11 protein-coding genes are annotated in these 12,866 nt (G+C 67.4%); 3 read left to right on the top strand and 8 right to left on the bottom strand.

What is annotated here, in order from left to right:
• Window positions 1-14: 14 nt before the first annotated feature.
• The 4 genes from AC5P88_RS10310 to glnA all read right to left on the bottom strand — a co-directional run bounded on the left by AC5P88_RS10310 (window position 15) and on the right by glnA (window position 5,591).
• Window positions 15-1,739 carry a ShlB/FhaC/HecB family hemolysin secretion/activation protein gene (locus AC5P88_RS10310; protein ID WP_495224971.1) on the bottom strand — a complete coding sequence of 575 codons (1,725 nt, stop codon included), beginning with the start codon at window positions 1,737-1,739 and terminating at the stop codon, window positions 15-17.
• A gap of 304 nt (window positions 1,740-2,043) precedes the next feature.
• On the bottom strand, window positions 2,044-3,474 hold the full coding sequence (locus AC5P88_RS10305; protein WP_305099482.1) for an ammonium transporter: 1,431 nt from the start codon (window positions 3,472-3,474) through the stop codon (window positions 2,044-2,046).
• A 21-nt stretch (window positions 3,475-3,495) separates the two neighbouring features.
• Window positions 3,496-3,834: a P-II family nitrogen regulator gene (locus AC5P88_RS10300; RefSeq protein ID WP_004134334.1), complete on the bottom strand. Its 339-nt coding sequence runs from the start codon at window positions 3,832-3,834 to the stop codon at window positions 3,496-3,498.
• A gap of 347 nt (window positions 3,835-4,181) precedes the next feature.
• Window positions 4,182-5,591 (bottom strand): type I glutamate--ammonia ligase, encoded by a 1,410-nt coding sequence (glnA, locus tag AC5P88_RS10295; RefSeq protein WP_010487206.1) that lies wholly within the window; start codon window positions 5,589-5,591, stop codon window positions 4,182-4,184.
• Window positions 5,592-5,814: 223 nt separating this feature from the next.
• Between glnA and AC5P88_RS10290 the strand changes: the two genes are divergently transcribed.
• The 3 genes from AC5P88_RS10290 (at window position 5,815) to AC5P88_RS10280 (ending at window position 8,115) form a co-directional block, all read left to right on the top strand.
• A complete protein-coding gene (locus tag AC5P88_RS10290) occupies window positions 5,815-6,609 on the top strand; it encodes an undecaprenyl-diphosphate phosphatase (protein ID WP_111203124.1) in 795 nt (264 codons plus the stop codon).
• Window positions 6,610-6,683: 74 nt separating this feature from the next.
• Window positions 6,684-7,511: an META domain-containing protein gene (locus tag AC5P88_RS10285; RefSeq protein ID WP_495224970.1), complete on the top strand. Its 828-nt coding sequence runs from the start codon at window positions 6,684-6,686 to the stop codon at window positions 7,509-7,511.
• Window positions 7,512-7,653: 142 nt separating this feature from the next.
• Window positions 7,654-8,115, top strand: a complete 462-nt coding sequence (locus AC5P88_RS10280; RefSeq protein WP_495224969.1) for an META domain-containing protein — start codon at window positions 7,654-7,656, stop codon at window positions 8,113-8,115.
• A 73-nt stretch (window positions 8,116-8,188) separates the two neighbouring features.
• Here the strand turns inward: AC5P88_RS10280 and AC5P88_RS10275 are convergent, their stop codons facing one another.
• The 4 genes from AC5P88_RS10275 to AC5P88_RS10260 are packed head-to-tail and all read right to left on the bottom strand — an operon-like array spanning window position 8,189 to window position 12,770.
• Window positions 8,189-8,800, bottom strand: a complete 612-nt coding sequence (locus AC5P88_RS10275; RefSeq protein ID WP_495224968.1) for a YbhB/YbcL family Raf kinase inhibitor-like protein — start codon at window positions 8,798-8,800, stop codon at window positions 8,189-8,191.
• A gap of 10 nt (window positions 8,801-8,810) precedes the next feature.
• Window positions 8,811-10,880 carry a tetratricopeptide repeat protein gene (locus AC5P88_RS10270; RefSeq protein ID WP_286074665.1) on the bottom strand — a complete coding sequence of 690 codons (2,070 nt, stop codon included), beginning with the start codon at window positions 10,878-10,880 and terminating at the stop codon, window positions 8,811-8,813.
• Between the two features lie 56 nt (window positions 10,881-10,936).
• Window positions 10,937-11,926, bottom strand: a complete 990-nt coding sequence (locus AC5P88_RS10265; RefSeq protein ID WP_181358184.1) for a YheT family hydrolase — start codon at window positions 11,924-11,926, stop codon at window positions 10,937-10,939.
• Window positions 11,927-11,978: 52 nt separating this feature from the next.
• The gene (locus tag AC5P88_RS10260; RefSeq protein ID WP_106548704.1) at window positions 11,979-12,770 is read right to left on the bottom strand and encodes a lysophospholipid acyltransferase family protein; all 792 of its coding nucleotides are present in this window, start codon (window positions 12,768-12,770) and stop codon (window positions 11,979-11,981) included.
• Window positions 12,771-12,866 lie beyond the last annotated feature (96 nt).

Below are 12,866 nucleotides of genomic sequence, written 5' to 3'. Positions count from 1 at the left end.
GTCATGTGCAGGCGTCAGAACGAGACGCCCAGGTTCATTCCGAAGGTGGTGTAGGCGGTCTGGAAGCCGCGCGGCTTGGACAGCGGGCTGCCGACGAACGCATCCCAGTTGATGTGGCGGGTGCCACCGCGAAGCCCGAGGGCCGTACCGGTGAGCCGGTCGCCCAGCAATCGGGCCGTGGACGGGCCGGCGACACGCCCGTGATCAACGGCGACGTAGGCCTCCAGGCCGCCGCCCAGGGGCACGCCCACTTCATTGCGCAGCAACCAGCCACGCTCACCGGTCAGCGACATTTCGCCATCAAAGCCACGCACGGTGTAGCGGCCACCAATGGAGAACCGGTCCTGCGGCACCAATGGCGAGCGGTTCCACTGCGCACGCCAGCTGCCGATGTAGCGCAGGCTTTGCTTGCCCCACTGCAGCGGCAGGACCAGCTGCGCGTCCGCGGTATAGATGCGGCCATGCGCCGTGCCTTCGCCAAACGCCTCTTCGGGCGCACGCAACGCGTTGAAGGCACCGGTACCCTTGCGGTACGCCAGGTTCACATCCAGTGTCGCCTTGCCGATGAAGTGACGGTGGCCCAGGCCCAGCTCCCAGCCGGCCATGCGCCGGCGCTGCACTTCGATCTCGGTATCGTTGATGAAGTTGTCCGATTCGCGGTACCAGCCACGCGCGTACATGCTGGTCTTGGCATGCGCGTTGCGGAACAGCATGCGGGTCAGCCGCAGTTCCGCATTGCGGCTGGAGCCGCTGTAGACGTAGTTCTCGAACGCACCGGCAACGGTCTGCTCATAGTCGTACTTGCTGGCGTTGGCACCCAGCAGCCAACCGCCCAGCGGTACGCTGTAGTGCGCCGCCCAGCTGTCGGTGCCACGTTCGCTGCCGTTGAACACCGATCTGCCCACGTTGACGTAGAACAGATCGCTCAGGCCCGCAGGGTTGTCCACCGACACCGTGGCACCGGCCTGCATCTTGCCCGTGCTCTGGCTGCCGGCATCGTCCAGGGTCAGGTTGACGCGTACCGGACGCGCCTGCTTCCAGCTGATCACCAGGTCGCTTTCGCCGGGTTTGGCGGCCGCGCCATCGGCCGGTGGCGCGATCTGTATGTCCACCGAGGCAGTCGGCACGCGCTGCAGGTTCTCCAGCGCCTGCTCGATGTCACGCAGGTTCAGCACCTCGCCACGCGTCACCGGCATCGCATTCCAGAGGGCGGGGGTACGGCCTTCTCCGTCAGCGAAGCGGATGGCGTTGACGCGCCCTGGCACGACCGTGAGCGTCAGCACGCCGGTCTTCAGGTCCTGCGGTGCGGCAAGGATGCGGGTGGTGACGTAGCCGCGCTCGATGATCGCGTTCTGCACGCGCTTCATCACGATGTCCACGCCCGCCGTACCCAGGCAGCGCCCGGTGGCGGGGTTGCTGCGGGGATCGGCTGCCGCCAGCGCCCAGCGGAAGCGGTCGGCAAGCTCGCCCTGCAGCGCGATGGTGGTGATGGTGAAACAGGGCGACTCATCAACCGGCAGGCGGCCGAGGTCTTCGGTGGCTGGCTGCAGGCGCACATCCGGTGTGGATTCCTGCTGTTCACGCAGCACGCGCTCGCGCTCCTGCTGCCGGAGCAGTTCCTGCTCCGGTGACACCGTCTGTGCCCATGCCGGCGCCTGGAGGCCAGTGATGGCCAATGCCACGCCCACGGACAACCGCCACGGCAACACCCGGCTGCGTACTTTACGTCCCTGTTCCACGATGCTTTTCCCTGCTGATGACTGCCAGACCGACGAAGATGCGGCTGGAAGAGGCAGCACTGTAAGGGAATCGTGTGGCAGGAAAAAGCACCAGCGAACCACGCTGGCGCAAGGCTTCAAGGCAAAGTGTGATGTCCGACGGAGGGCATTCCGCCAGCGGGCAGAGCCCTGGATCTACACTGGAACCAGCAGAGCTCCGTCATTGCGTCGACTGATGCCGGTGGCACAAGGGAAACCTGTACCTGACGCCCGCCACTGCGTGCAGCGCAGCAGTGGCGGGACGCCCTTGAAACCGTGAAACCGGTCAGGCCTCGTAGGCCGATTCGCCGTGCGAAGTGACATCAAGACCGGTGCGTTCTGCTTCCTCGGTCACGCGCAGGCCGACCACGCTGCGCACCACCAGCAGGATCAGCGTGGTCACCACCGCCGACCACACCACGGTGAGGCCGACGCTGACCACCTGCACCCATACCTGATGGGCGATATCCAGATCGGCCTTGGTGCCACCCAGCGACTGTGCACTGAACACGCCAGTGAGAATCGCGCCGACGATGCCGCCGACACCGTGCACACCGAACACGTCGGCGGTGTCGTCCACTTTCAGCAGGCGCTTGAGGCCGGTCACCCCCCAGACGCAGACCACGCCGGCGACAAAGCCGATGATGATCGCGCCGAGCGGGCCGACGGTGCCGCAGGCCGGGGTGATGCCGACCAGGCCGGCCACCGCGCCCGAGGCGGCACCCAGTGCCGACGGCTTGCCCTTGCTGATTGCCTCCACCAGCGTCCAGCCCAGCACCGCTGCGGCAGTAGCCAGCACGGTATTGAGGAAGGCCAGCGAGGCCACGGTATCGGCCGCTGCCGCCGAGCCAGCGTTGAAGCCGAACCAGCCCACCCACAGCAGCATCGCGCCGATGTAGGTGAACGGCACGTTGTGCGGCTTCAGCGCGGTCTGGCCGTAGCCCAGGCGCTTGCCGACAAACCAGGCAGCCACCAGGCCGGCAACGCCCGCATTGATGTGCACCACGGTGCCACCGGCGAAATCGATCGCGCCCAGCTCACCCAGGTAGCCACCACCCCAGACGATGTGGGCCATCGGGATGTAGCTGAGGGTGAACCACAGCGCCGAGAACAGCAGCACCGCACGGAACTTGATGCGTTCGGCGAAGGCACCGACGATCAGCGCAGTGGTGATGCCGGCGAAGGTCGACTGGAAGGCGACGAACAGATAGTCCGGCAGCCCCTTGATCGGCGTGTTGCCCACCGACTCGGGGGTGAAGCCCTTGAGGAAGGCGAATTCGGTGAACGAACCGAAGAACGGATTGCCCGCGCTGAACACCGCACTGTAGCCGTAGGCCACCCACAGCAGCAGCACCAGCGAGAACACCACCAGGATCTGGCTGAGCACCGACAGCACGTTCTTCGAACGCACCAGGCCGCCGTAGAACAGGGCCAGGCCCGGCACCACCATCATCAGCACCAGCAGGGTGGAGGTGAGCATCCAGGCCACGTCGCCACGATCATAGGCGGCGGCCGCTTCGGCCACGGCCGGTGCAGCGGCTGCAGCTGCAGGGTCCTGCAGCGGTTCGACCGCAACGGTTTCGCTCGGCAGCGGCGACACCTGTGCCTGGGCATGGGCGCTGCCCGGCCACGCACCGACGGCGAACGCGCTGAGCAGCATCAACAGCCACACGACATGGAACCGGGCTTGCCACCCGGTGAGAAGGCGCATCTTCATGGGGGAGTCTCCGGAAGGGGGTTACAGCGCGTCAGCACCGATTTCGCCGGTGCGGATGCGGATGACCTGTTCGACGGCGGTGACGAAGATCTTGCCGTCACCGATCTTGCCGGTGCCTGCCGACGACTGGATCGCTTCGATCACCGCATCGGCACGTTCGTCGGTGACCACGGTTTCGATCTTGATCTTGGGCAGGAAATCGACGACGTACTCGGCGCCGCGATACAGCTCGGTGTGGCCCTTCTGGCGGCCGAAGCCTTTCACTTCGGTCACGGTGATGCCCGACACGCCCGCGTCGGACAGGGCCTCGCGGACCTCGTCGAGCTTGAACGGCCGGATGATGGCGGAGATCAGTTTCATGCGCATGTCCCGATGGTGGATGGGGCCAGCGCGCCAGCGCGCGTTGGCATCAGGCAACCAGCGGCCATCACTGTGATGGCCTTGGCTGTTGCACCGGACACGTACAGGGCCGGGACGGCCGTGCCTCTCTCCTTGCACGACCGACGCGGGAGGGAGGGCGGCCCTGGTCGCGTATCCGGTCTTTCTCTTGCCCCTGGATAAGCGGGCCAATGGCCCGCGTTCCAATGCAGCGGACTGACAGTCCGCTCTACAACGGCGGGCCTGCGCCCGCCTTGCGGCTCCCCAGCCGCGAAAACGGAAGCGATGGCGGCGGGTGGGAGGGGGAAGCCCACCGCCATCGCATCCGGTCAGCTGGCGTAGTACAGCTGGTATTCCAGCGGGTGGGTGGCCGCGCGGAACTTGGTCACTTCCTGCATCTTCAGCGCGATGTAGCCGTCGATGAAGTCATCGCTCATCACGCCACCGGCCTTCAGGAACTCGCGGTCCTTGTCCAGCGCTTCCAGGGCCTGGTCCAGCGAGGAGCAGACCTGCGGGATCAGCTTCTCTTCTTCCGGCGGCAGGTCGTACAGGTCCTTGTCGCTCGGTGCGCCCGGGTCGATCTGGTTCTTGATGCCGTCCAGGCCAGCCATCATCAGCGCGGTGAAGGTCAGGTAGCCGGACTGGATCGGGTCCGGGAAGCGCATTTCGATGCGGCGTGCCTTCGGGTTGGACACCCACGGAATGCGGCACGAGGCCGAACGGTTGCGGGCCGAGTAGGCCAGCATCACCGGGGCTTCGAAGCCCGGCACCAGGCGCTTGTAGCTGTTGGTGCCCGAGTTGGCGAAGGCGTTGATGGCCTTGGCGTGCTTGAAGATGCCGCCGATGTACCAGAGCGCCAGCTGGCTCAGGCCGCCGTAGCCGTCACCGGAGAACAGGTTGGTGCCGCCCTTGGACAGCGACTGGTGCACGTGCATGCCGCTGCCGTTGTCGCCGACGATCGGCTTGGGCATGAAGGTGACGGTCTTGCCGTTGCGGTGCGCGACGTTCTTGATGACGTACTTCATGCGCAGCAGTTCGTCGGCCTTCTGCACCAGGGTGCTGAACTTGGTGCCGATCTCGCACTGGCCGGCGGTGGCCACTTCGTGGTGCTGCACTTCCACTTCGATGCCGACCTGTTCCAGGGTCTTGCACATCTCTGCGCGCAGGTCGTGCAGGGTGTCGGTCGGCGGAACCGGGAAGTAACCGCCCTTCACGCCCGGACGGTAGCCGCTGTTGGCGCCGTCGTACTTGGCGCCGCTGTTCCAGGCGGCTTCTTCGGAATCGACCTTGAAGAAGGTGTTGCCCATTTCATTGGCAAAACGGACCGAATCAAAGATGAAGAACTCCGGTTCCGGGCCGAAGAACGCGGTTTCGGCGATGCCGGAGGACTTCAGGTAGGCCTCGGCGCGCTTGGCGATGCCGCGCGGGCAACGGCCATACGGCTGCATGGTGGCCGGGTCGAGGATGTCGCAGCTGATCACGATGGTCGGATCGGCGTAGAACGGGTCGACGTAGGCGCTGGCGGTATCCGGCAGCAGCACCATGTCCGACTCGTTGATGCCCTTCCAGCCGGCGATCGAGCTGCCGTCGAACATCTTGCCTTCTTCGAACAGCGACGGCTCGATGATGCTGACCGGGAAGGTCACGTGCTGCTCGACACCACGCATGTCGACAAAGCGCAGATCGACGAACTCGATCTGGTTGTCCTTGATCAGCTTCTCAACGTTTTCCACGGACATCGGTACGACCTCGGATGGGGATGAATGCCTGCTGAGGTACAGCAATGACCGTGCCAACTTTTCAGATGCCGCAAGTCATTGATTTCAAAAAGACCGCCCCATGCGGGTGCAGAGCGGGGCGCACCAAACGGGTGCGCCGGGCACCAGACGCACCCGTTTGGTGCAGCAGGGATCGTCTATCCTCTCGACCTTCTTCCTTCCGCCGCGCGTGCACGCACCGTCCATGTCCGACCTGCTCTCCGCCCTGCTGCTGGGCATCCTCGAAGGCTTGACCGAATTCCTGCCGATCTCCAGCACCGGCCATCTGCTCATCGCCCAGCACTGGCTGGGGGCCCGCTCGGACTTCTTCAACATCGTCATCCAGGCCGGCGCGATCGTGGCCGTGGTGCTGGTGTTCCGCCAGCGCCTGCTGCAGCTGGCCACCGGCTTCAACCAGCGCGAGAACCGCGAGTACGTGTTCAAGCTGGGGGCCGCCTTCCTGGTCACCGCGGTGGTCGGCCTGGTGGTGCGCAAGGCCGGCTGGTCGCTGCCGGAAACGGTCAGCCCTGTGGCCTGGGCACTGATCATCGGTGGCGTCTGGATGCTGCTGGTGGAGGCCTACACCGCGCGCCTGCCCGACCGCGACCAGGTGACCTGGACAGTGGCGATCGGCGTGGGCCTGGCGCAGGTGGTGGCGGGCGTGTTTCCCGGCACCTCGCGCTCGGCCTCGGCCATCTTCCTGGCCATGCTGCTGGGCCTGAGCCGCCGCGCCGCCGCCGCCGAGTTCGTGTTCCTGGTCGGCATCCCCACCATGTTCGCCGCCAGCGCCTACACCTTCCTGGAGATGGCCAGGGCCGGGCAGCTGGGCAGCGAGAACTGGACCGAGGTGGGCGTGGCCTTCCTTGCCGCGGCCGTCACCGGCTTCGTCGTAGTGAAGTGGCTGATGGGCTACATCAAGTCGCACAGGTTCACCGCCTTCGCCATTTACCGCATCGCGCTGGGCGCGGCGCTGCTGCTGTGGTTGCCGTCCGGCAGCTGAACAGCGCCGGGGCACGGTAACCCCGTTGCCGGCCCCCCCCCCGTTTCCCCCACGGTTCCCCAAGGAGAATCACCATGAACCGCAAGCTCACCCTGCTCCTCCCGCTGGCCCTGATGGCCGCCTGCAGCCAGACCCCGGCCCCGGCCGGCACCGGCGGCGACGACGTGGCCCCGGCCGCGGCCAAGGCAGCAGACCAGCAGACGCTGGCGCACCTGGATGCGCAGCGCCTGCAGAGCCAGCACTGGCTGCTGCAGCAGGCCACCGGCGCCGACGGCAAGCGCATCGACGCGCTGTTCGCCCGTGAAGACAAGCCGGTCACCCTGGACTTCGCCGATGGCCGCCTGTCGGTCAGCAACGCCTGCAACCACATGGGCGGCAGCTACACCCTGGCCGACGGCACGCTGACCGTGGGCGCGATGGCTTCCACCATGATGGCCTGCACCGACAAGGCGCTGATGGCGCTGGACGAGGCCGTGTCGAGCCGCCTGCAGGGCGAGCTGAAGGCCACGCAGGATGCCGACGGCAAGCTGACCCTGACCACTGCCAAGGGCGACGTGCTGGTGTTCAACCCGGAACCGACCGCTGAAACCCGCTATGGCGGCGCCGGCGAAACCGTGTTCCTGGAAGTGGCTGCGAAGACCGAGAAGTGCTCGCACCCGCTGATCCCGGACTACCAGTGCCTGCAGGTGCGTGAAGTGAAGTTCGACGACAAGGGCCTGAAGCAGGGCGAGCCGGGCAAGTTCGAGAACTTCTACGGCAACATCGAGGGCTACACCCACGAAGACGGCGTGCGCAACGTGGTGCGCGTCAAGCGCTACGAAGTGAAGAACCCGCCGGCCGATGCGCCGTCGCAGGCGTACGTGCTGGACATGGTGGTCGAGTCGGCCATCGAGAAGAAATAAAACGATGGAAGGGCGGCCGAAAGGCCGCCCTTCTTCATTGTCGGTAGAGCCGGCCGCTGGCCGGCTGCCCTGCGGAGCACCGCCAACACGCGGATATTGCCGGCCAGCGGCCGGCACTACCCAGATGCATCGGGAGATCGGCATGAAGCATGTCCCCACCCTCTTGGCCGCTGCACTGCTGGCCATGTGCGCGGATGCCTCCGCTGCCAGCACGCCCACCACCGCCCAGCTCGAAGCCCACACGTGGCAGCTCACCCGCGCCACAGATGCAAAGGGCAGGCGCATCGGCGCGTTGTTCGTCCGCGGTCGCGCGCCCTATACGCTGCGCTTCGGGCACGGTTACATGAGCGAGTTGAACCTGTGCAACAACGTCAGCAGCCAGTACCGGCTGCAGGACAACCAGCTGATCCTGGAGAACGGCATCCAGACAGTGGCCGGATGCATGCGTGGTGACATCGTCGTGCAGCAGGAACGTGCTGGAGCGCTGATGAGCAGCCGGAGACCGGCACCGACGCTTGAGCTGGATGAGCGCGGCGCGCTGGTACTGCGCAACGCGCAGGGCGACACCGCAGTGTTCGAACCGGCACCGTTGCCAGTGAAATGATCAAGGAAACCGTCGAGCATGGCCCGACGCTACAGGTGGAGCCGGCCACTGGCCGGCTCTACCCGGGTGCTGCTCAACCCAGCGCCGGGTTCAACGTGTAGGTGCCGTGCAGTGCGGCTTCGGCCAGCACGTGGCCGTGCATGGCGCGGTACGCGTCGGCGGCGGTGAAGCGCTGCGGCAGGTCCAGCGACGCCACGTCCAGCGCGAATACCCGGAAGAAATAGCGGTGCATGCGCTCGTCGTTGAACGGCGGATACGGGCCGTCATAGCCCAGGTAGTCACCGGCCATGTCCGGGTTGCCGGCGAACCAGCCGGTGAAGTCGTTCAGCCCCTGGCGGCTGCCGGCCGGGCCGGCGGATGCGGGCTTGCCCTTCACCACGAAGCCGTCGCTGCAGCTGCCAGCGGCGATCTCCTGCACCGTGGCCGGGATGTCGGCCATCACCCAGTGCACGAAATCGCAGCGCGGCTGGTCGCGCGGCACGCTCATGTCGCTGCGGCCAACCGTCTCCGGCACGGTCGGCACGTCCGGGTCCACGCACACCAGCAGGAACGAACGGGTGCCAGCCGGCACCCCGCTCCAGGCCAGGTGCGGGTTGCGGTCGGGGGCGAAGCCGTTGGCATCGCCTGCGGCGAACTCACGATCGATCGGCGCGCCGTTGGTCAGGCTGTGGCTGGTCAGCTGCATCGGACTCTCCTCACTCTTCCGGGTAACCCAGGCGCACCGCAACCGGGGTGAGCTGGGCAAAGGCGGCGCTCATCACGTCGCGGTAGTTGCGCCAGTGGCCGGCCGGCAGGCGCGGGGCGCCCAGCTGTGCCGCCGGCGGCATCGGCCGCTCGAACAGGCGACCCAGCAGTTCGGCCATCGCCTGCGGATCGTTGCCGATCTGGTCGATGCGCAGCAGCACGTGCGGGTACAGGTCGTCCTCATGCAGCGTGGCGATCTGGTTCAGCGCGCGGGTCAGCCATTCACTGGCTTCGGCCAACGACGTCATCGCCAGCGGCGCGGCGGCACCGTAGGCCACCCAGTCCAGCAGCATGTCGCGCGGGTCGCGCAGCACCAGCACCAGGCGGCCCTGGGGCAGCTGCGGGCGCAGCGCCCACAGCAGCGCGTTGTCCCACCACAGCAGCCAGTCGATCACGGTGTCGCTCTGCAGGCCACGTGCCGGCAGCTGTTCACGCCAGCGCTGCACCAGCCGCTCCGGCGTCAGCACGCCCGAGGCCAGGTCCTGCAGCGTGTTGTAGTTCTGGAACGCGTCATCGGGCGGCGTGTTGGTGTAGCGGTCGCTGCGCAACACCGGGCTGGCAGCGGCCAGGCCGGTTGCCACGCGCTCAACGCCCGAACCCGGCGCGCCCCAGAGGAAGATCGGCGCGGAGCTGGCATCGCCGTCGATGCTGCCCTTGTCCGGCCAGCTCGGCGGGGACTTGGCCTGAGGCGGCAGTGGCAAGCGCTGCGGTGCCTGGTCGGCCTGCAGCGACAGCCACGTGCGCAGCGCGTCCTGCGGCTGCCCGGCGCGGTCCTGGATCTCGCCCATCCACGTCCGCAGGTCGGCGCGATGGTCTTCCGGCGCCAGCTCGATCAGCGCCTGCACACGGGCCACGGCGGCGGCCGGATCGCGCTGCAGCAGGCCTTCGACCAGGCGGGTCTCGCCGCTGACGCGGCCCGGTTCCAGGCTGACGATGCGTTCGGCGATCGCTTCGGCCTGAGCGTGTTCGCCGACCATGTCATGCAGGCGCAGGCGCGCCTCCAGGGCCGGCAGGTGCGCGGGCATGGCCGCCATCCAGCGCTCGACCGCGGTCACGGCGCTTTCGCTGCCCACCTGCTCGATGGCCAGTCGCGCCAGCCACACGTCGTGCAGCTGGTCGTTGCTGTCCAGCACCGCATCCAGGCGTGCGCGCGCTTCGTCCTCGCGGCCCAGGCGCTGCCAGGACATCAGCAGCAGCTGCAGCACCTGGCGGTCTTCCGGCTGCGTCTCCAGCAGCGGCAGCAGGTAGTCCAGGGCCTGCAGCGGCTGGCCATTGCGCAGCGACAGCTCACCCGCCAGGCGGCGCATCGACGGTACGTCCATCTCCGGCTGCTGCAGGGCCACCTGCATGGCCTCGGCGGCGGCCGGCACGTTGCCCTGGCGCAGTGCCAGCTGCACCACCAGGCCATGCAGCGAGGACAGCGACGGATTGAGTTCCAGCACGCGGCGGAACGACTGCTCGGCGAACGCCAGCATGTCCTTGCCGAGGTAGGCAAAGCCCAGCGCGTACAGCACGCGGGTATCGTCCGGCAGCGCCTTGCTGGCAGCCGACAGCAGCGCCAGTGCGCGGTCGGCGTCACCGCGGCGCAGTGCAACCATGCCGTCGATGGTCAGCAGTTCCGGATGGTCCGGCTCCACGCGTGCGGCCAGGGTCGAGATGCGCTGCGCTTCGTCGAAGTCATTGCGGCCGATCGCCAGGTGCGCCTGCATCAGATAGGCGGAGAACGAGTTCGGATCGAGGCCGGTGGTGCGCACCAGTGCTTCGTCGGCACCCTCGAACTGGCGCAGTGCCAGCAGCAGGCCGGCATGCTGCAGGTGCAGCTGGGCGTCGTCCGGGGCCAGCCGCAGCGCCTGCTGCAGTGCCTCCATCGCCTCCTCGGCGTTGCCCTGCTGCTGCAGCGCAAGCGCCAGCCAGCGGTGGGCGTTGGCCTGGCCGGGTTCGTCATGGGTCCACGCCTGGGCCAGCTGCACGGCCTGGTCGGCCTGGTTCTGGCGCAACGCTTGGATGATCTGGTCTTGCATGGCAGTCCGGTTCAAGTGCAAACCCGCATTGTAGCGGGCTGCGCGCTGCCGCCGGTTCAGGCCCGCAGGACCCGCTGCAGGCGCTGCGCAACCCAGCGCTCGGAGAAGCCGTCGCCACGCCAGTTCTCGATGAAACCGCAGTGGCCACCCCAACAGGCGGTTTCCAGGTGCGCCTGGCGCGGCAGCTGCCAGTTGTTGAAGGTGGCATACGGGATCACCGGGTCATCCTGCGCCATCAGGATGTCGGCCGGCACCTGCAGGGTGGACAGGCGGTCGCCGGCAATCGAGTAGCCGTCGAAATAGGCCTGCAGCGAACCGAAGCTGGTGTGGCGCTCGACCAGCCAGGCGGTCAGCGCACGGATGTCCAGCTTCAGCACGCGGTCGTCGCAGTCGCTCAGCTCGGGGAACAGATCGCGCTTGCGGCGCAGCGAACCGGCCCACTTGCGGCGGAAGTACCAGTCGTACATCGCCGGGCCGTTCTCGATGCTTTCCATGGTCAGCGCCGGGTCCAGCACCGGGCACACCGAGGCCACGCGCTGCAGCGGCACGCCGGCGGCCGGCGCGCGCAGGGCCAGGCGCAGCACGAAGTTGCCGCCCAGCGAGTAGCCGGCGGCCACCAGCGGCAGCTGCGGCCAGCGCCGGGCTATGTCGCCCGCGGCATGCACCACTTCGTCGATCAGGTTGGAGTGGAAGATGCCGGGGTTGAGGTGATGGGTGTTGCCGTGGTCGCGGAAGTTCAGCCGCACCACGTCGAAGCCCTGCTCCAGCATGCGCGCGGCCGCCATGCGCATGTAGCTGGACTCGGCACTGCCTTCCCAGCCATGCAGCAGCAGGGCCATGCCCTGCGGCTCGCGGCCTTCGACATGGCTGTGCCAGCCCTGCAGGCGAACGCCATCGCCGCCATCCAGGATCAGCTCCTCGCTGACCGCACCGGTAGCGGCCAGCAGCAGCAGGCCACGCTGCAGGCGCATGCGGCTGGAGCTGAGCATCGACTGCAGGTGGGGATTGCGCAGCCAGCGCGGTGGCTGGTAGTCAGCCGCATGCAGCGTCGGCGTGCCGGCGTCCAGGACAGGTGGCGGGATCAGGGCCACCGCAGCCTCACCCGGCGCTCATGGCCGCCACGATGCGCGCCCGCGAGGTTTCCGCGATGCGCCGACGGCCTTCCAGGTCCTGTGCACCGATCGGTGCCAGGAAGTGCACTTCCGCACGCCGCGCCGGCTCGCCGAGCAGGCGCAGGAAATTGGCGAAGAAGCTTTCGTTCGGGCCGAACGCGACGATGGTCTGCGCGTCGCCCTTCTCCCCGTACACCAGTGCCACCGGTTGCACCGGCACGCCGGTCTCGACCGCGGCCTGGAAGATGCGGGCGTGGAACGGGCCCACTTCGTGACCGCCGCGGGTCCGCCCTTCCGGGAACACGCCCACGGCCTTGCCTTCGCGCAGGCGGTCGGCCATCACCTGCATCACGCCACCGAGCGATTCGGTGTTGCCTCGCTGGTGGAAGATGGTCTGGCCGCGCGCGGCGAGCCAACCGACCAACGGCCAGCTGGCGATCTCGCGCTTGGCGACGAAGCCCATCATGCGCTGGCTGTGCAGGATGCAGATGTCGACCCAGCTGACGTGGTTGGCGACGAACAGCACGGCACCGGGCAACGGCCTGCCGATCTGCACCAGGCGGAAGCCGAAGATCCACATCAGCCCACCCTGCCACCAGTTGACCACCTTGGCGCCGAAGGTCGCCTCGCCCACGCGCAGCTCGCCCCACGGCGGAAGCATGCCGATCAGGATGAGCGGCAGGAACACGATGATGTGGACCAACAGCAGCGGTACGCGGTACAGGTAACGGCACACACGCGCCACGCCGCCACGGGGGGCCGGAGTGGGGGAAGTCATCCGCGCACGATACCGGAGGGCTGTCATCGCTGCCAGCCGATTTAGGCCATAACAGCCATCGACCGGGGCAATCGGCGGGGAACGCTGGGTTCCGCG

The organism is Stenotrophomonas sp. YJH_SMC_8 (assembly GCF_059371315.1).
The sequence above is the reverse complement of the archived record's forward strand: the minus strand, read 5'-3'. Positions and strand labels throughout refer to the sequence as shown.